The sequence below is a fragment of the Flavobacterium sp. 2755 genome, from assembly GCF_031455715.1.
Classification (GTDB): Bacteria; Bacteroidota; Bacteroidia; order Flavobacteriales; family Flavobacteriaceae; genus Flavobacterium.
On sequence record NZ_JAVDTG010000006.1, the window covers coordinates 157,198 to 177,624 of the forward strand.

General features: G+C 34.4%; 15 protein-coding genes. 5 read left to right on the top strand and 10 right to left on the bottom strand.

The features are described from left to right. Window positions 1-87: 87 nt before the first annotated feature. The 3 genes from J2Y38_RS15525 to J2Y38_RS15535 all read left to right on the top strand — a co-directional run bounded on the left by J2Y38_RS15525 (window position 88) and on the right by J2Y38_RS15535 (window position 3,354). Window positions 88-834: a succinate dehydrogenase/fumarate reductase iron-sulfur subunit gene (locus J2Y38_RS15525; RefSeq protein WP_053473331.1), complete on the top strand. Its 747-nt coding sequence runs from the start codon at window positions 88-90 to the stop codon at window positions 832-834. A 102-nt stretch (window positions 835-936) separates the two neighbouring features. Further along, the gene (locus J2Y38_RS15530) at window positions 937-1,953 is read left to right on the top strand and encodes a hypothetical protein (protein ID WP_309844202.1); all 1,017 of its coding nucleotides are present in this window, start codon (window positions 937-939) and stop codon (window positions 1,951-1,953) included. A gap of 657 nt (window positions 1,954-2,610) precedes the next feature. After that, window positions 2,611-3,354, top strand: a complete 744-nt coding sequence (locus J2Y38_RS15535) for a hypothetical protein (protein WP_309844204.1) — start codon at window positions 2,611-2,613, stop codon at window positions 3,352-3,354. A 117-nt stretch (window positions 3,355-3,471) separates the two neighbouring features. Here J2Y38_RS15535 and J2Y38_RS15540 read toward each other — a convergent pair whose 3' ends face one another. Beyond that, on the bottom strand, window positions 3,472-5,775 hold the full coding sequence (locus tag J2Y38_RS15540) for a family 20 glycosylhydrolase (RefSeq protein ID WP_309844206.1): 2,304 nt from the start codon (window positions 5,773-5,775) through the stop codon (window positions 3,472-3,474). 190 nt (window positions 5,776-5,965) lie between these two features. Here J2Y38_RS15540 and J2Y38_RS15545 point away from each other — a divergent pair, with 190 nt between their 5' ends. Next, window positions 5,966-6,742 carry a DeoR/GlpR family DNA-binding transcription regulator gene (locus J2Y38_RS15545; protein WP_053473326.1) on the top strand — a complete coding sequence of 259 codons (777 nt, stop codon included), beginning with the start codon at window positions 5,966-5,968 and terminating at the stop codon, window positions 6,740-6,742. On the opposite strand, the gene J2Y38_RS15550 is transcribed toward J2Y38_RS15545, so the two are convergent. From J2Y38_RS15550 to J2Y38_RS15585, 8 genes are all read right to left on the bottom strand, one after another. Continuing rightward, window positions 6,739-7,809 (bottom strand): dipeptidase, encoded by a 1,071-nt coding sequence (locus J2Y38_RS15550; protein ID WP_053473325.1) that lies wholly within the window; start codon window positions 7,807-7,809, stop codon window positions 6,739-6,741. The two genes, J2Y38_RS15545 and J2Y38_RS15550, sit on opposite strands and share 4 nt — an antisense overlap. A 17-nt stretch (window positions 7,810-7,826) precedes the next feature. Further along, a complete protein-coding gene (locus J2Y38_RS15555; protein WP_309844209.1) occupies window positions 7,827-8,942 on the bottom strand; it encodes a D-TA family PLP-dependent enzyme in 1,116 nt (371 codons plus the stop codon). Between the two features lie 3 nt (window positions 8,943-8,945). Further along, the gene (locus J2Y38_RS15560) at window positions 8,946-9,593 is read right to left on the bottom strand and encodes an aldolase (protein WP_053473323.1); all 648 of its coding nucleotides are present in this window, start codon (window positions 9,591-9,593) and stop codon (window positions 8,946-8,948) included. 9 nt (window positions 9,594-9,602) lie between these two features. Beyond that, entirely contained in the window at window positions 9,603-10,634 is a 1,032-nt protein-coding gene (locus J2Y38_RS15565; RefSeq protein ID WP_309844212.1) for a sugar kinase, read from the bottom strand. A gap of 284 nt (window positions 10,635-10,918) precedes the next feature. Continuing rightward, a complete protein-coding gene (locus J2Y38_RS15570) occupies window positions 10,919-11,386 on the bottom strand; it encodes a RidA family protein (protein WP_053473321.1) in 468 nt (155 codons plus the stop codon). A 4-nt stretch (window positions 11,387-11,390) separates the two neighbouring features. Beyond that, a complete protein-coding gene (locus J2Y38_RS15575) occupies window positions 11,391-12,710 on the bottom strand; it encodes a gluconate:H+ symporter (protein WP_309844217.1) in 1,320 nt (439 codons plus the stop codon). 206 nt (window positions 12,711-12,916) lie between these two features. After that, window positions 12,917-14,443, bottom strand: coding sequence for a SusD/RagB family nutrient-binding outer membrane lipoprotein (locus J2Y38_RS15580; protein ID WP_309844218.1), 1,527 nt, complete (start codon window positions 14,441-14,443; stop codon window positions 12,917-12,919). 34 nt (window positions 14,444-14,477) lie between these two features. Continuing rightward, the gene (locus J2Y38_RS15585; RefSeq protein ID WP_309844220.1) at window positions 14,478-17,633 is read right to left on the bottom strand and encodes a SusC/RagA family TonB-linked outer membrane protein; all 3,156 of its coding nucleotides are present in this window, start codon (window positions 17,631-17,633) and stop codon (window positions 14,478-14,480) included. A gap of 238 nt (window positions 17,634-17,871) precedes the next feature. Between J2Y38_RS15585 and J2Y38_RS15590 the strand changes: the two genes are divergently transcribed. Beyond that, complete coding sequence (locus J2Y38_RS15590; protein ID WP_309844222.1) at window positions 17,872-18,639, top strand: nitrilase family protein; 768 nt, start codon at window positions 17,872-17,874, stop codon at window positions 18,637-18,639. On the opposite strand, the gene J2Y38_RS15595 is transcribed toward J2Y38_RS15590, so the two are convergent. Then, the gene (locus J2Y38_RS15595) at window positions 18,636-20,324 is read right to left on the bottom strand and encodes an Ig-like domain-containing protein (RefSeq protein WP_309844225.1); all 1,689 of its coding nucleotides are present in this window, start codon (window positions 20,322-20,324) and stop codon (window positions 18,636-18,638) included. The two genes, J2Y38_RS15590 and J2Y38_RS15595, sit on opposite strands and share 4 nt — an antisense overlap. Between the last annotated feature and the right edge of the window lie 103 nt (window positions 20,325-20,427).

The following is a 20,427-nucleotide window of genomic DNA, read 5'->3' on the forward strand; positions in this document are numbered from 1 at the left end:
TCGAAAGCCCAAAGTCTTAAAGTCAAAAGGCAAAATGTGCCAAGCGACTTTCGACTTTCGACTTTATGACTTTCAAACGAAAAAGGTATGAAACTTACATTAAAAATATGGCGTCAAAAAAACGCTCAAGATAAAGGAGGGATTGTAGAATATCCTATTGATGGAATTGAACCAGATATGTCTTTCCTTGAAATGCTTGATGTTCTTAACGAACAATTAATCAATAGAGGAGAAGAGCCTGTAGCATTTGATCACGATTGTCGTGAGGGAATCTGCGGAATGTGTTCTTTATTCATCAACGGTGAAGCACACGGACCGGACAGAGGTGTTACAACTTGTCAGTTACACATGCGTATGTTTAAAGATGGTGATACGATTTTTATCGAGCCATTTAGAGCAAAAGCTTTCCCTGTAATTAAAGATTTAGTTGTTGACAGAAGTTCTTTTGACAGAATTCAACACGCAGGAGGATTTATCTCTGTAAATACTTCAGGAAATACAATTGATGCGAATACTATTCCAATTAACAAACACGATGCAGATAAATCTTTTGATGCTGCAGCTTGTATTGGCTGTGGGGCTTGTGTTGCAACTTGTAAAAACTCATCTGCAATGTTATTCGTTTCTGCAAAAGTTTCTCAATATGCATTATTACCGCAAGGTAAAGTTGAGGCAGTTGACCGTGTATTAAACATGGTTCACCAAATGGATTTAGAAGGTTTTGGTAACTGTACAAATACAGGAGCTTGTGAAATCGAATGTCCAAAAGGAATTTCGCTTGAAAATATCGCACGTATGAACCGTGAGTATTTAGCAGCAAGCTTGAAAGGATAATACAACAATTTAGTATATTTAAAAAACGCATTCATTAATTTGAATGCGTTTTTTTTGTACTACATTTATTGCAGATATAATAACCAAAAACAAAATCATTTAATGAAAAGAATTTTACTTGTTATGATGCTGGTTTTCAGTATTAAAAACTATTCTCAGGTTTCGGTTTCTCCGTCTGATAGAGGAGCAAACGAAAAATTTGAAAAAGGAGAGTTAGAAAAGTTTAAGGCTACAACTACCATTTTTGTACTGCCTCAAATAAATCAAAAAGAAGATTACGAAAAAATTTTAAAAGAAGTCTGGACTGTAACTCCTTACAAATTGGTTGAGTTTAAAGATTTTAATATAACAGGTTATGCTGACGATGCCTATTCATTTGCAGAGCTTTTTGGAGATATTAGGGTAACAGGAAAAGGTACTGTTTATGTTCATACTAACTTTGGAATACAACTTTTAGATCAGGAAAAATTTGATAAAGGTTTTGCAAAGCTTAAATCAGATGATAAAAAATATACCAGAAAACTGAAAAGTCTTTTTAATGAAAATTTATCTTTTGTTGCAAGAGCCCCGCTTTCTGTTAATTCTAAATTTTTAGCAGATGCAATGGTAGCAAGATCAGATGAAAAAGCAGGTCTTCTTTATGATAGAATGTATACCGAAAAATCTTTTACAAATACCAATTTAGGAATGCTGAAAAACTATTTTCAGCAAATAAATAAAATGCTTACTAAAGGAGAAAACATCGGACTTTATGACGATTTTGTAACTCCCGAAATTAAAAATCTAAAAGATAATACGCTATATATTCCTGAAGCTTATAAACTGGAGTTTAGCCCTTGGAGAATATCAGAAAAAGAAAGAGACGAAAAAGATCTTAAAGAACTTTTAGAAGATTATAAATATAAGTATGAATTTATAACAGATGAAGATTTAGAAAAGAAGATTTTAAATAATGAAGAGATTTACTATTTAAGATATGTAAGCATGAATGCAAATAAATATCTGCAGGTTGTTAATGCTAAAACAGGCGATCCGGTATATTATTTTTATGGAGTAGCAAGCTATAATTTAAAGGATAATGACTTTGAAAAAATCAGCAAAGCCATTAGCGGTAAATAGTTTTTTAAAATACAAGAAGAACGCATTCATTAATTTGGATGCGTTTTTTTTTTTATTTCATTATAAATAGTGATGTGTAATTAAAGCGTTCAAAATAAATTTGATTCCATTATAACAACTGTTCTTAAAGCAGTAAAAGGAACAAATATGTTTACGATCAATATGCCTTTTTTTACTAATGATAATTATTTGTATTATCAATTACTGTTTACTTGTATTTTGTTTTTGCTGTTGTTTTTTATTGGAGGCTTTTCAGAATCTTTTGTAATTGAATATGGCTCTTATGTGTTTGCAGTTAGCATTATTATAAGTTTTTTGATTTCATTTTTTATAGATCATTACTGGCAGTTTATACTGCATTGGTTTTTGCTTTCGATAGTTCAATTTCTTTTTTGGGCCTTGCTGATTTTTATTTGTGGACATTATGGAAAACCCCATAACGGAGACGGCTGGATAATCCTTTTACTTCCCGGTTATTTTTTGCCTTTTTTAATATTTGTTTCCATCTTAATAAAAGTGCTAAGAATTATAATCCAGAAATTTTAGCAGATAAATGTCTTGCGTCTTGAAGGTTCGAAAATATTAAATCACTATAAATAGTGATGCAGGCTAAAAACAAAGACAATAAATTTGGATTCAATTAATAAACCCCAAATAATGCACAAAGTCAGTCAGATAATAGTTTCTTTATTGCTGTTAATTAGTTTGTTTTCCTGTTCTCAGGATGAAAATAATAAAGAAAATACAGAAAAAGTAAACATTAATAAAAAATGGATAGTGCAAAATTCAACAGAATTTGAATCGGTTGAGTTTGATACAAACGGAAACTATATCATCATAAAAAACGAAACCAGTAAAACTTCAAAAAAGAACGCCGAAATTATTGTTTCTGGTACTTATGAAGTTTTAGATACAGATATTTTGCTCCTTTCTAATTTCGGTTCCATGAAAGTGGATGATAGTGATCCTGATAATATTACGTTTTCAATTAAATACGAAGGATCTGATACGTATACTTATCAGCTAAAAGTTACTAAAGCAACAGAGTTTACTAGTACGCCTAAAACAGATTTGTTATGCGATAATACTTGGAAATTCACCAAAAAAGAAACTATTATAGATACGGTTAGTTTAGTAAATTTTTCTAAAGCCGGAACTTGTTTTACGAATTTTAGTATTACATCTCAAGAAAAAGGAAGTTACTTAGAATTTGGTAAATGGCAATGGCAGGATGCCAGCGAAACTAAAATAATAATCACCCAAATAAAATCTCCAGAGTGGGTTTTGGATAAAGATGAGGAAGTAGAGTTTGAAATAAGTGGTTTAAATACTGGAAAACTTGAAATGAAAGAAGTTTTTGAAGGTAAAACTTACAATGTTGCTTTTGATGTTTTGAAATGAGAGAGTAAAGAGAAAAGAATAAAGACAAAACTGAACACTAAAAATAAAGAGTAATAGTTAATAAATAGTAGAAAGTAAAAACGCATTCATTTGGTTAGTGAATGCGTTTTTTATGTTTTATTCGTAATACAATTGTGATTCACTAATTTCCTGTTTTTCTTTTCCTTCCTGCTGAATAAAACAAGTTAAAGTTGTTCCTCCAATTTGGTCAAAATAACTAATATTGATTTTATGAAACCCTTTTTCAAGTTTAACAACTCCGAAAGCTTCGTTGAGCCAATGAATGCCATCGTTGTTTACAACTAATTCATTATCTATAAAAAGCTTCGATCCGTCGTCTGAAAGGGTCGAAATTGTATAATTTGCAGTTTCTGGAATAAAGATATATCCATCGAATTTTAAGCCGATATAACGCTCGATTTTCGATTTCCATTTTTCACTGCTTATTTTGCCTTCAAAAATGCCCGAATTAATAGGTTTTGCCAATTCTAAATCCTGAACTTGCTGAAATAATGTTCCCGTAAAATAATCGAATTTTAATCCTTTCTTGGTTGGCTTTACAGCTAAAGCTGATTTCAACTCTGGGTTTCTGACCAATATTTTACTGATAGAACTTTTCCTGCCGCTCGGGCTAATCTGAACCGTTTTTATAATTCGGAATTCACCTTTTGGAATATTTATCGTTACAGGTTTAGTATAAAGTTCTGCCGTTTCATCTGGATTGTAACCATCAATCGTATAGAAAATCTGCCCGTTTTTAATTGTTGGTTTTAAGTCCAGAATATATTTTGATGCGATTAAAGCGGTTTCTTCAGCTCCAAAAGGAATTGGAACTTTATACATTCTTTTTTGCGCTTCCAGTTTTTGTAAATGATGCGGAATTCTGTTCAAAATAAAATTGTTGTAGTTTTTATTCTGAGGTTCTGTCCAGGCAATTTCTGCTAAAGAAAAAACTCTCGGATAAATCATATAATTTAATTTCGCCGGACTTGTCAAATATTCAGACCAAAGATTAGACTGAACTCCCATAATATATTTTTGCTCCTCAACCGTTAAACTGTCTACTGGCGTTGGGTTGTACTTGTATATTTTTTCAACCGTTGTTAATCGTCCAATCGTTAAAGGTTCCTGAGGAGAATAACCCTGATTATAATCTAAATAAAGAACTTGTTCCGGATTCATGATTACAAAATGTTTTTGTCTTGCAGCGCTGATTCCGCCAGATTCGCCTCGCCATGACATCACAGCTGCATTTGGAGCAAGTCCGCCTTCGAGCATTTCGTCCCAGCCCAGAATTTGTCTTCCGTTTGCGTTTAAGAATTTCTCAATTCGGGTTGTGAGGTAACTTTGTAATTCATGTTCGTTTTTTAAACCTAGGTCCTTAATTCTCTTTTGACAATTCGGACATTCTTTCCATCTTGCTTTTGGGCATTCGTCTCCGCCAATATGAATATATTTACTCGGAAATAAAGCCATAACTTCGGTTAAAACATCTTCCAAAAAAGTAAAAGTTTCCTCTTTTCCGGCACAAAAAATATCTTCAAAAACGCCCCATGATTCGACAACTTTATAATTTCGATCGGGAAAACAAGATAAATTTGGGTAAGCCGTTACCGCCGCAGTTGCATGACCCGGCATTTCGATTTCGGGAATAATATTTACATAATGGTCTTCGGCAAATTTCACAACGTCCTTAATTTCTTCCTGAGTATAAAAACCGCCATATGGATTTCCGTCAAAAAAATAAGGGAATCTTTCAAATTTATTGCCCACTAAAGTCTGTGCTCTTTTCGAACCAACTTCGGTCAGTTTTGGATATTTTTTTATCTCAATTCTCCAGCCCTGATCGTCGGTTAAATGCCAGTGGAAATTATTTAATTTATAATAAGACATTTGTGCAATAAAATCTTTTATAACATCAACCGAGAAAAAATGACGGCAAACATCGAGGTGAAGCCCGCGGTAGTCATATCTGGGCTGGTCTTCAACAGAAATGCAAGGTAATTTTACTTCCTGATTTTTGGGTTGATTCGGCAAAAGCTGCAATAAACTCTGAACAGCATAAAATAATCCTTCTTCACTTCCGGTTACGGTTATTTTTTTGGAAGAAATATTGATTTTATAAACCTCTTTTTTTGAAGCTGAAGATGGTTTTTCGGCAATAAACAAAACTTCAATATTGCTTTTTTTATTTGACGTATTCGAGTTTACAGCCGACTCAAAAATCTGCGCTGTTTTCAATTCTTTTGCGCTGTATTTATTTTTATCAAATACAATTTTAATTTTTCCGCTTATGCGAATGCTGTCTCCGGTTGTTTTATAAAAATTTGGAGCGGGAATAATCGAAATATTATCTGAAGTACTTTGCGCATTTCCGAAAGAAAAACAGAAAATCAAAAAGAGAAATATACTTTTTTGCATGGTTACTTTTTTGTTTTGTTAAGCAAATTTAAGGTTTGTAAAATTAGTCTGCATTTTTTTTGCAAAAGGTATTAGCGTTTAAATGTCTTTAAAATAGCGTAATTAACTTTTTAATTACGTTGTGTTATAATTTGTTTCGCAAGAATATTGCATTTATTGTTTACATTTGTCCTTACAAAAACGAATTTGCATGAATAATGATAATGAAGTGGTTAATTACACTAAAGAAGAACGTAAAAATCTTATTTTAAAAGAGATTAACTTGCATACTCGTGTAAGTTTTGAAACCCTTTCGGCTAAATTATTTGTTTCAGAAGATACTGTAAGACGTGATATAAATGAACTTGAGTCAGAATCTTTATTGATTAAAGTGAAAGGCGGCGCGATGACAAAAGCGTATCACCATTCTTCCTCTAATCAAACTTATGCGGGCGAATCCAAACAAATTATTGCGCAAAAAACGTTAGGTCTTCTTCATGACGGAATGGTTTTATTAATTGGCGGTGGAACGACAATTCGTGAATTCATTCGTTTAATTCCTAACGATTTAAGTTTAACTATTTTTACGGTTACCGTTTTATCTGCGGTTGAACTTCTGGATAAACCCAACGTTAAAATTATCATGATTGGCGGCAGCATTTCGTCGTACAGCCAAATGTGTGTGAGCGGCGATGTTTATAATCAGCTTGCTAATATTAAAGTCGATTTATTAATATTAGGAACCAACGCTTTAGATATTGAAGGCGGTTTCTCAGATTCTGACTGGGAAACAGTTCAGGTAAAAAAAGCAATGATTCAGGCTTCAGAAAAAACAGCGATTCTTACGATTTCTGAAAAACTGGATACGGTTCTAAAAATGAAAATTGCCAACTTATCTGAGGTAGATTATGTTGTGACGGAAGTTGATCCAAGCGACGAAAAATTACAATCGTATAAGAAGGCAGTTCCAAGTTTAGTTTTTATTTAATCCCAATTTTTCATTAAAAAGTTGATCCAGTTTTGGTGAAAGATTTTATTTAAATCTTCATCAGAATAGCCGTGGTTTTTAAATATCAGAACCAATTTTTGTAAATCAGCAATCGTATTTAAATCATACGGAGATTGTTCTGTACCAAAAGCACCGTCTAAATCTGAACCTACACCAATGTGATTTGCGTTTCCGGCCAATTGACAAATATGATCCATGTGTTTGAAAACCGTTTCTAAATCACAATTCATTTCTAAAGGCATCGAAACGCCTCTCTGCCAATTCGGAACCAACATCCAGGCATCTAATGCGCCGCCAATAACAGCTCCTCTCGAAATTAAAGCTTTTATCATTTCATCACTGTATTGACGATTGTGATCAACTAAACTTCTGCAATTATTATGACTTGCCCAAACCGGCCCGTTATAATGATCTAAAGCCTGCCAAAAAGCATCGTCGCACAAATGCGTTGCATCCAGAATAATATTCAAACGTTCCATTTCTTTTAATAAATCAATTCCGTTTTGATTCATTTTTCCCGTTGCATCCGTTCCGTTTGCGTAACGTCCTGGACCGTAATGCGCAGGACCAATCGCTCGTAAACCGTAATTGTATGCTTTTTCTAAATAAGAAATATCAATTATAGAGTCAGCGCCTTCTAAACTCAAAATATACCCAATAGGTTTTTTATCGTTTGGAGTTCCGTCGTTCCATACATCAAGTTGTTTCTGGAGTGATTTTTTATCCGTAATTGGCGTTATTTCTCCCGCTTCTTCCATGGCTTTGTACCAGGTCAATTGCCCTTGCGTTTGCGCCCAGGCTTGTTCAGGAGAATTCCAACCCGGAATAATACTGCCGGGTTTTACAAATCTTGCAATTTGCGTTGCCACAACAATTCCGATATTGCCGCGTCGTAAATCAGGAAATGAAACTGTAGCGCGTTCGCGATCAGGTTTGTCCGTCATTCCTTTTTCTAAACTGCGCAGAGTGGGAACATCATTTCTTAAATCACGATTCCATTCCATCGCATTCATGCTCAGGTCTAAATGGGCGTCTATTATAAACATATATTTTGACTTAAATTTTATATATTAATTTCTCTGCTTCGGGCGGCAACCTTCCATTGATCACAAATTTGATGTCCTTTATTTACAACCTGAACCGTATCATAAAGCGCGCAGGTAGGGCAAACGTGATAAGGAAGTGCATAAATAGTGTCGCCAATTTTATACTCGTTTTTTCCTCGATTTTCTAAAATCAAATGTTCTTCAGAATGTGCTGTCGGGATTAGATTTTCATCATTTAAAATCACTAATCGTTTCTCAATTGGATTTTCTGAAGCAACCGCTTTGTAGCCAATATCAATACAAAGCGTTGCATTTGTTGGTTTTGAAATTATGGTTCCAACGATAACCAAAGCAGGTTTGAATTTTTGTTCGGGCAAATGAATCTGATAATTGGAATCCCAAAAAACAAAAGTTCCCGGACTGCATTCTACATTTTCCTGTGTGGCATAAAAGGGAAAAGTATTAGAACCGCCGGCAACAATTTTTAATTCATAACCCAGTTTTTGTTTGATTGCTTCTGTTTTTTCTTTTATTTCAGAAAATGAATTTGAAGCCACATTCGTTCGTTCTTCGGCACTTCCTTTTAAATGGCCGTCGTAAATATGAATACCTTCAAAATGAAGGTTTTTTAGCTTAACAATTTTATCGACTAAAGCCGTCCAATCTTCTGAAATCGAAAATCCGGTTCTGTTCATTCCGGTATTTAAATCCAGATAAACATGCAGTTTTAAATCATTTTCTTTAGCAATTTCATTTAAGGCTTTCGCCGAATCCAGATTGTCAACAATAGTCGAAAAAGACGTATCAGGATATTTTTGTATTAACGAAATCCATCTTTCTTTTTTAATTCCAATAGGCTGATAGGCGAGAAGAACATCTGGAATTTCATGAATTGCTCCTAGTTCAGCTTCGGCAATTGTGGCGCATTTTATTTTTTTGATGTTGTAAATTTTAAACAACTCCAAAATTTCGCCAATTTTATGGGTTTTAATATGAGGCCTTAATTTTTGTGTGTCACCATTTACTGAACCAATAAGGCGTTCAAGATTAAACCGGATACGATCTTCGTAAGCGGCTAAAAATGGCGTATCAATGTTGATATCAGATTTAATTTTCCACCAATTTTCCTGCATAATTTAGTTTCTTGTTTTTTCTACAACTTCAATTAAATTTTGAAAAGCCTGCAATGCCTGCTCATAATTTAAATTCAAAAGCATTTCTTTCGAAAATAAATTTGAACCAATTCCCACGCAGACAACTCCAGATTTAAACCACGATTTTAAATTACTTTCTTCGAGCGTTACACCTCCGGTTGGCATTATTTTTAAACTAGGGAAAGGTGCTCTTATCGCTTTTACATATCCGGGACCACCGATTTTATCAGCCGGAAAAAGTTTTACAACCTCGGCACCTAATTTATTGGCGTGTAATATTTCATTTAAAGTAGCAGCCCCGGGAATCCAGTAAATATTATTCTTAAGGCAATACGCTCCAATTTCCGGATCAGTATGCGGACAAACGATGCAGTCTGCTCCTAATTGATGGTATATTGCTGCTTCATCAACAGACAAAATAGAGCCAACGGCTATTTTAACATCCAGATTGTTTGCTTTTTTAAAGGCTGTCATTTGAGTAAAAACTTCTTTTGCATCATTGGCGCGAGCAGCAAACTCGATAATTTTTATGCCAGCATCAGCCGCTGATTGCAATACTATTTGGGCTGTTTCAATGTTGATTTGGGTTACTAACGGAAGTACACCTTGCGTTTTTAAAATGCTGTACATATTCTTTATTTATCTATTAATTCTATTACTTGAGCCGTTTTTAATAAAATGACTTATCTCGTTGAGATTGCTTATGGCAAAATCTCCGTGGATACTTTGTTTGATTACGCCGCAGGCTATTGCCCATTCAATACATTCCTGTCCGGATAATTTGTTGGATAATCCGTATAATAATCCGGCATTGAAAGCGTCTCCTGAACCAATTTGGTCGGTTACAATATGTATTTTGTGTTCTGGCGTTTGATAAAAATTACCTTCATGCAGCAATAAACCTTTGTACAAATGCGCCGGCCCCTCTGATTTTCTAAAACTCATTGCCAATGTTTTTAGAAAAGGCATTTTTACTTTTAATAATTCGAAGGTTTTTTGAAAGCGATTTTCATCGGATTCGTTTTTATCGGTTTTGATTCCGAAATAAATTTCAATCGCATCTAAATCGGCAACGTTTATCGTGCTGTATTGTAATAAATCTGGCATAATTTCCGACGGATGTTTTCCGTACAGCCATAATTTCGATCTGTAATTAAAATCAGAAGAAATGGGTAAGCCTTTTTTATGCGCTGTCAAAATTGCTTCTTTACAAGCTAAACTTGCTTCATGAGAAACTCCCGGGCTTATTCCTGACCAGTGAAAATGCGTAACATCTTCTAAAACTTTATCCCAGTTAATTTGATCTTTTTGAATGGTTGCAAATGAAGAATTGCTTCGGTCATAAATAACCTGCGATTGTCTGATTTGATTTCCGGATTCAACAAAATATAAGCCCAAACGTTCTCCGCCATAAACACATTTTGAAGTATTTACTTTGTATTTCTGAAGTTCGTTTAAAGCCAGTTGTGCCAAATCATTTTCGGGTAATCGGGAAATATAATCGGTTTGGATTCCGAGTTGGGAAAGTAAAACACAAACATTGGCTTCGGCACCGCCCACATGAATTTTTATTTCATCTGCTTGTGTAAACCGGTTTCCATTGGCAACATTCATCCGAAGTAATAATTCTCCAAATGTTGCTATTCTTGTTTGTGGGATATTTGTATTCATGTTTAATTTTTTTTAGCCACAGATTATACAGATTAAAATGATTTTTTTTTGGATAATGCTTAAATCTTTTTGCCACGAATTACACGAATTTTCACGAATTAATTTTTACGTCAAGCATATAAAAATTAGTGCAAATTCGTGTAATTCGTGGCAAAAAAATAATCCTTTTTAATCTATGAAATCTGTGGCCTATATATTTTTACATAACCACAGACTTACGACTAAAGTATTTTCTTAACCAATTCAGATTGCTCTTTAATCTTTATCGTCTGTGGCCTAATTTTTTAGAATAATTCGAAAACAGCTTCAACTTCAACAGGAATATTGTCCGGTAAAGAACCCATTCCTACGGCACTTCTTACTCCAATTCCGTTTTCCTGTCCCCAAACTTCAGCAAACAATTCGCTGCAGCCGTTTATTACATACGGATGTCTTAGGAAATCGCCATTGCAATTCACCATTCCAAGAACTTTTATCACTCGTTTTACTTTGTTCAGACTTCCAAAATTGGTTACAATTGTTGAAAGCATCGTTAAGCCAACTTGTCTTGCAGCCAGTTTTCCCTCTTCGATATCCATGTCATCGCCAATTCGGCCAATGATTAAAGATTTATCGTCGCGAACTGGACCGTGACCAGAAAGATACAAGTATTTTCCGTCGACTAAATAAGGTTTATATATACCAAGAGGTTGAGGTGCTGGCGGTAATGAAAGGCCAAGGGTTTCAAATTTTTCTTGTGGTAATAAATTCATGATATTAATGTATAATTGAGTTTAAAATAAATACGAAAACAATTCCTAAAACAGATACTAAAGATTCCATAACCGTCCATGATTTGAACGTGTCTTTCAGGCTGATATTAAAATATTCTTTGAACATCCAAAAACCTGGATCGTTTACATGCGAGCACATTAAGCTTCCGGCTCCAACAGATAAAACTAATAGATTGGGATCGAGACCGGTAGTTTGTAACAAAGGTAATAAAACACTTGCAGTCATTAATCCGGCTGCGGTTGCAGAACCTACACAAACGCGAATAATCGCTGCCATCATCCAGGCCAATAAATACGGATGAATGTTTATTTGTGTTAAGGCCGCAACAATAGTTTCATTTACTCCGCTTACAATCATAACTTCTTTCAAACTTCCGGCACCGCCTACAATTAAAACAATCAAAGCGACATCTTTTATAGCAACGGCGTAATCGTCCATTATAGATGTGATACTTCGGTTCATTCTTATTCCTAAAGTGTACGTGCAGAGCAATAAAGAAATAAGCATAATCATACTTGGTTCTCCTACTGTTTTGCAAACTTCAATCAACGTTTCATTAGTTGAAATTAAAGGTAATATTGAAGTTATAGTTAAACCAAAAACCGGAAATAAGGCCGAAAATAAACTCAGGGAAAAACTCGGAAGTTTACCGTGGTTTACGACTTCTTCAACATTTAAAATTTCATGATCCGATTCGGTTTTGATGTTTTTAAGGAAATTGGAAAATAATAATCCGGCGATAAAAATAGTCGGAATTGCAATTATAATTCCGTAAACTAAAACGAGTCCAATATCAGCATTTAAAATACTGCTCAAAGCCATTGGTGACGGATGTGGGGGCAAAAAACCGTGTGCTACTGAAAGCGACGCCAGCATTGGGATTCCCAGATATACTTTTGATAGTTTAAATTGATGGGCTACTGAAAAGATTAGAGGTACTAACAAAACAAATCCAACACTATAAAATAGAGGTATCCCAACAATAAATCCGGTAATCATTAAGCCGAGTCGAACGTATTTTCTGCCCGTCCATCCCATGACTGTTTTGGCAATGACATTGGCGGCGCCTGATGAAACGGTAAGTTTCCCAATACAGGTTCCGAAAACAATAATCAGCGTAATAGATCCTAACATTTCGCCTAAACCTTTTTGAACGGTTTGTGACAAGGTACTTATGGGCAGGCCTAAAAATAGACCTGCTAATAAAGCTGTTATGATAAAGGCAATAAACGGATTGATTTTAAGCCAAGCTATTTGTATGATTAAAAACGCAATGCATGCCGTAAGAATTAAAATGCTCATTTATCTTTTATTATTAATTCCGTTGAGAGTAATTTTTTATTAAACACATAGAAACATAGATTTTTTTACTTGAATTAGGAGTTAAAAAAAGCTAGCTTTTAACACATAGTAACTATGTTTGTTAATGCAAGTGAAACGCCTTTCTAAAGACTTTCAAAAACTATGTCTCTATGTGTTTAAATTAATTATACCAACGGTTATTATTTTTATTTATCCCACCAGATTTTTGTTGTAAAAAGGTCTTGACCTTGTCGTTTAACCGCTTCTGCTAAGTTAGTTGAATTCACTGAATATTCGCTGGTTGGATATTTGAAACGTCTTGGTATTGTGCCGTTTGTAACGTTACCTGGAAAGTTTACCGGAATTAAAACCGGATAACCTGTTCTTCTCCAGTTGGCGTAAACTTCCTGCTCGTCTACAAATAAAGCAATATAAACCTGAGTATGAATTTGATTCATTTTAGCCTCAAAAGATCCTGCTGCATTATACGGATTTGCTGTTAAATATGGCGTTGCATCTGGAATAGTGTAAGCTACTCCATAAATTCCCATGTTTAAGAAAGAAGCCTGAACCCCTTTTTCATATAAATCTTTATCAGATGCGGCGTACCAGCCTCTTGCAGCGGCTTCGGCTAAATATAAATTAGTCTCAGCATTGCTGATTAAAACAAGCGGGGCATCGTATTTAAAAACAGTACTTTGGTTAGGTTCAGAATACGTTGCTTGTTCAGTAGGAGTTGGGGCAATTTTAGTTCCGTTAGGGAAACCTTTTTGAACGGCAAGCGCTGTATTTTGAGTTGTTCCCTGCCAAACTCCCGCATAAACACTTATTCTAGGATCGGCAGTTGATTGTAATAAATCGATAAATGTTTTAGCTAATTTTCCGCCTTCTACATTTTTTGTACCGTAAGAACCTGCTGTAAAATCCTGTTTTCTTGAATCGAAACCAACAGGATTTCTATTAAAATCATTTGGCCCGTCTGTATATTTCATGATCGCATTGTCGGCTGTGTTCAAAATTACACCGCCTGCAATCGCTTTTTTTACCCATGTTTGTGCCAATGCAGCATCAACTTTTGTTAATCTTAAACCTAAACGAAGCATTAACGAGTAAGAGAACTTTTTCCATTTCGCAACATCTCCGTCATAAATAAAATCAGATTTACCGAAACTTGGTTTTGCCGGATCTAATGCCGCTGCCGCTTCGTCTAGTTCTTTCAATAAATCTTTATAAATAAATTCCTGAGAATCATATTTAGGAAGAAAGATTTGTGTGCTGTTTGCTTTTGCAGCTTCAGAATAAGGAATATCTCCGTATAAATCTGTAATTCTGTGGTATAAATACGCTTTCCAGATTCTCGCAATATTCAATTTATTACTGTCGTTAGGATTGTTTTTTACCTCATTTATTACAACTTCCGTTTCATTTAAAGCGGTTGGATAAGCCTGATTAAAATAAGCAGAATAATAAACTTCATTACTCAAATATTTGTCACCAGCTCCAGATGCTTCTTTGTAAGTTGCATAATGCTGCAGCATTCCGCCGCATTCTAAAATATTAGTTGCAAAATAATTGTTGTTTAAACCGTCAAGCTGTGCTTTACTGAAAATAAAATTCGGATCTGGTTTTTCAACTGAATTGGGGTTCGTATTGATTTCTTCAAAATCATCGGTACAAGCTGTCATACTTCCTAAAAGTAAGCCTGCGATATATAAAAGGGTTATCTTTTTCATGTCTTTTAATTTAATTATTAGAAATAAAGCAAGCTTAAAATTTGACATTTAAGTTTAAACCGAAACTTCTTGTTTTTGGTACTCCAAATTGTTCTACACCCTGAGCATTTCCGGCACTAAATACAGATTCAGGATCTACGTTTGGTGTTTTCTTGTAAAGAATGAATAAGTTTCTTGCCACAAATGAAATTGAAGCACCCTGAAGTTTTGATAATCCTTTTATTTTTTCAATAGGTAAATCGTAACCCAGAATTACTTGTCTTAATTTGATGAAACTTGCATCATAAACAAATTCCGAAGAAATGTTTCTTAAACCATCATAATACGTTCTTAGGTTTTCCGGAGCAATTACCATATCAACCGGATTTCCGTTAACGTCAACACCTTTAATTGGCAAACCGCTTTCACGACCTTCAAGCGTCAATTTTGTCAATCCCATACGAGTTCCGTACAAGTTAGTTCCAGAATATAAGCTTCCGCCAAATTTACCATCGATCAAAAAGCTTAATGAAATATTTTTGTATTTGAATTCATTGCTAAGTCCCGCAGCCCAAGGATGAACACCCTGACCTAATTCTTCAAGCGGTCCCTGTGCAATAGTTGCAGATCCGCCGCTTACATTATAAACCGTATTTCCGTTAGCATCTTTACGAGGTCTGTAACCTTTTATAATGCTGTACGGACGTCCAACATCACTTGTAATCGTTACATATCCGTTTACAGAAGTTGCCATTGTAATCGAGTTTAACTGATCTGTAAGTGCTTCAACTTTATTTTCGTTGTAAGATCCGTTGAAACTTGCATCCCAAGAAAACTTATCAGAATTGATGATTTTACCGCTTAATAAAAACTCAACCCCTCTGTTTCTCATTTTTCCTAAATTCAATAAAGCAGTATTGGCTCCGGAAGCTGTTGAAATTGTAGTTTCAACAATATCATTTGTAGTAGCACGGTTGTACCACGCAAAATCAAGATTTAAACGATTGTTGAAAAATCCTAAATCAGTTCCAATCTCAAATGTTGTAGAAGTCAACGGACTTAAAGTTGCATTTGGAACTCTTGAACTTGTTGGTCCCTGAACCTGCTGGCCGTTATGTCCGCCCTGAATCATTGAGTACGATTGGTTCAATGCATAAGGATCTGGCGTTGCGCCTCCCACTTCTGCCCATGAACTTCTTAGTTTAGCAAACGAAACAAATTCCGGCAGTGTTATAATATCCGAAACAATTATACTTGTTCCAATAGAAGGATAAAATACCGTATTGTTTTCTTTTGAAAGAGTAGAAAACCAATCCTGACGACCTGTTACATTTAAAAATACAATGTTTTTATAATCAAAATCGGCAGCACCGTAAACGGAGTTGGTTTTAGTTTTTCCGTAAGGATAACTATAAGCCAAGGTTGATAAATTGCTTAAAGCATAAAAATCATTTAATACAAAATTTGAACCTTCAACCCTGGTTTCGTCTCTCAACGTAGTACGAGAGTTAACTCCAACTAAAGCATTTAAAGAGAAATCATTAAAAATATTCTTTTTGGTATAATTAAGAATTGCTTCAGAATTTAGATTGGATAATTTCATTTTTGAACCTTGCGCATATCCAACCGGATTGTTTAAAGTTGTTTTTGGAATGTATCCGAAGAAATCATAATCGGTATAATCTTGTCCAATTCTACCTTGAAGGAATAACTCAGGAGTGAAATTTACTTTTACGTTCAACATCCCAATGAAACGATTTTTAGTGTCTTTGTTTTTAATTTTATTAACAACAAAATAAGGGTTTGTTGCAACAGCAACAGGATTCCATGCTTCTTCAATTCCGTTTGCATCATAACCTGGGGCAAGATTTCGAATGTCAACCGTATTACCAATCATGTAAGTCCCCCAGTTTGGATTTGCTTCCGCATCAGAAACCGTTACTCTGTTGTTTGATTTTTCTAAATTATATTGTGCTACAACATCAAATTTCAACCAGTTCGTTAAGTTTACATTACTCGCAATGTTGATGCTTTTACGGTTAAAATCAGAATTTGGAACCACACTTTGGTTATCCATATTTGAGAATGAAAGACGGCCTGTAGCTTTTTCATTTCCTCCGGATAAAGCAAGAGAGTTAATAAATGTTGTTCCTGTTTCGTAGAAATTTTTAATGTTATTTTTTTGAGCCACATAAGGTCTTGAAACGCCGTCAAACTGAACTACGTTGCTTCCGTCAATTTTAGCTCCCCAAGACCAGCGTCCGGCTGCAACAGCTTCTGCCTGCGTGGTTGGCTTTTTTCCGTTTGCTCCAGAACCATATTCATATTGCCAGTCTGGTATAATCGAAGGAGTTTCAAATGTAAATGAAGAATTATACTCCACTCCAATTCCTTTTTGAGCAGAACCTCTTTTCGTTTGAATCAAAATTACACCGTTTGCAGCATTTGCACCATAAAGTGCGGCCGCTGTTCCACCTTTTAAAACCGTAATAGTTTTAATATCATCGGCATTGATAACAGAAGTTCCGTCACCACGGTCCACGTTTATTCTTGTTGAACCCGCACCATTTCCAATTCCCGGTAAATTAAGCTGTGTATTATCAATTGGTAAATCGTTAACCACATATATCGGCTGGTTGTTTCCATTTAAAGATCCGTTTCCACGAATTACAACTCTCGTTGATCCATTTGCTCCAGTTGAGGTGCTGCTTACGTTTACACCTGCAATTTTCCCAACTAATGCATTTGCGATATTGGTTTCTTTCGCTTTTGTAAATTCAGTTCCTTTTAATTCAGTAACAGCGTAGGCAATAGATTTACTGCTTTTTTTAACCCCCAATGCGGTAACTAAAACTTGTTCCAGAACATTTTCGGCAGGTTTTAATCGAATAGTTAAATCTGAAGTTTTAAGTAAGGCAAATGATAAAGTTTCATATCCCATATAACTTACAATAATATGAACTTCGTTTTCCGGAACCTTTAATTTAAATTTTCCGTTTTCATCAGATATTGTTGCTATTTTATTATTGCTCTCGGCATAAATTGTAGCTCCGGCAATTGGCATTCCATCATCCTGACCTAAAATCTGGCCCGAAATTTCAACTTGATTGCTTTGTTGTTCAAAAAGATGCTTTTTTATTGCAATCTCTTTGGCGTTTGTGGAGAAGATGATTCCTCCAATAAACACTAATGAAATAAGCTTTGTTTTCATAATAGTTTGGTTTTCATGTTTTTCTTTTGGTTTTTTATTGGCAAATCAAATATAGATATTTATTTTTCACTTTTGCATTTTTTTTGCAATAACTGCATTTTTTTTGCAATATTTTTTCGCGAAGTATTTTTATAATCCCAAAAACATTTGATTTTTAAAGGGTTTTTTGAGAAATTTTTGCAGAATATGCTTTTTTACTAAAAAATAAATTTTGGCTGAAAATTCGTATTTTTGAAAAATGAAAATCGCACTTATTCAATCAGAATTGGTTTGGGAAGAGGCTTCTGCAAACAGAAAAAACTTTGAATCGAAAATAAGACACATCAATCAGCAGGTTAATTTGATTGTTTTGCCTGAAATGTTTTCGACAGGATTTACTATGAATCCGTCGGCAGTTGCAGAAACAATGGAAGGCGAAACAATTTCATGGATGAAAACTGTTGCGAAAGAAAAAAATAGTGCCGTTACGGGAAGTTTGGTTATTACCGAAAATGGCAATTATTATAATAGAATGTTTTTTGTTTTTCCGTCGGGAGAAATGCAGTATTATGACAAACGTCATTTGTTTTCATTAGCCGGCGAAGATAAATTCTATACCGCCGGAACTCAAAAAATAATTGTTGATTATTTGGATTGGAAAATCTGCCTGCAGGTTTGCTATGACTTACGTTTTCCGGTTTTCGTGCGCAATGTCGAAAATTACGATTTACTTTTATATGTTGCCAACTGGCCAAAAGTACGCACCAACGCCTGGGACGCTTTGCTTAAAGCACGCGCCATTGAAAACTTAAGTTATGTTGTGGGTGTAAACAGAATTGGGCTTGATGCCAATAACTACGAACATACCGGTCATTCGCAGGTTGTTGATTTTTTAGGAAATTACATTTTAGAACCACAAGAAACAGAAGGCGTTTTTGTGGTTGATTTAGATAAAAATGAAATGCTGGAAACCCGAAAAAAACTCGATTTTTTAAGCGACAAAGATGTTTTTGAGGTTAAAATCTAGAAAGCTTTTCGCTGCTTTTCCTCTTTTTTCTTCTTTTTAGCGTCTTCTTTTTTCTCTATCTCCGGACTATATGGAATGTTTAGGTCTACACTTTGATCGACATCCCAATTGCTGCGGACATCGACTTCCTGCTGATAATAGAAAACTTCTTCGGCGTATCGTTTGTCAAGAAAACTTCCGGCATCGTACATTTTGTTTTTATTATCGTCGTAAATAATCCTAACTGTAAACTGAGTTGGCACTAATAAGTTGAATTCAATTTTAGTACTTCCTTCAGAATATTCGCTGGCCAAAACTTCATCGCCTTTTTTGTTTGTTATTTCAACAATGATCGGGAAACGTTTTACATTTTTTAAATTCAAAACCAGATTTCCGTAATCGGCAACTTCTTTTGTGGATAGTTTATACGATAAAGTATCGTTTGTTTTTTCATAAAAATCAGTCAGCGCGCCCGGGAAAAACGTAAAATTGTATTTTTCCTGAGGTTCTTTCTTGAAATCGACATACAGTTTCTGATTAAATTCATCATATTCTGTAGTAAAATCAACAGCTGTCGAATCTTTATTAACCAATTTAATTTTTGATTTATCGAACTTCACCAAAGGCGTTTCGGTTTCTAAAGTAAATCTTTCCCTAAAATTAATGATGCCGTTTTGAACCGCTCTAATACTCAACGTGTCCTTTTTCTGGTCTTTTACTTTAAAAGTAAATCTCTTTTTATACGTATCACGACTAACTTCTAAAGATAAAGAATCGGCTTTTAAAGGCTTATACCAAACCTGAAGCGAATCTTTTTTAGGAAATTGTGTTACAATGGTTTCAAGAATCTGGTCATTGTTTTTAAGTACAATGGTTGGTTTGTTGATCTTGAAATTTTGCTTTCCTTCATAAGGTAAAAGCAATCTGTTTCCCGATGCCTGAATTGGTTTTACCGCTTTTAACGGAAGCGTTTCCTTAAATAATTCCAAATCAAAAACTGTATCATTTGGTACTGTAATAAAATGTTTAATAAACCCAATTTTATCATCTTTTGGGTTGTATTTATTATTGCTTGATTTGTCTTTTAAAGCAACTAAAAGATATTTTCCTGCTTTTAAATTTTCAAATTCAAAAGTTCTTAAACTGTCTAAAGTATTGGTAACGTAACGCGGAAAATCTTTGTAAATAACAGAATCTTTGTATTTATCATTTGCTTCATACAACATTACAGAAACAAAATTATCTACCTTTTTTTCATACGCATCTTTAATACTTCCTCTAAGTTTCAACGAATCAATATAAGGTCCTGTTGAAAAAACATATTTAAATTGGTTTATTGCATTTCCTTCATTATTATCCGTAATACTTTGTCCAAAATTAAAACTATAGGTAGTGTTTGGCTGTAAAGTATCTTTAATTTTTATGTTTAAAAATTTACTGACACCAGTTGGATAAATCAACGGCTCATTTTTCATTGGCGGTGAAATAACAAGCTGTTTGTTGAGGTTTTTCAGCTTTACATATTCATCAAAAACCAATGTAATTTCGTTTCCTTTAAAATCAGTACTGAAATTTTTAGGAGTACTCGAAACCAAAACAGGAGCTAAAGTATCTTTTAATCCGCCAGTTATACTGCCTCTTTTGGCGCAGCTCATCATTAATAATACCAATAAAAATGAAATGTATTTGAGTTTGCTTTTAAACATAGCGGTTTTTAAATTTGATTGCACAAAATAACAATTATATTTGCTTTAATTGAAATTTTTTGGGCATTTATTAGGATTTACAGCTTTTAGGTTTACTTCTTTT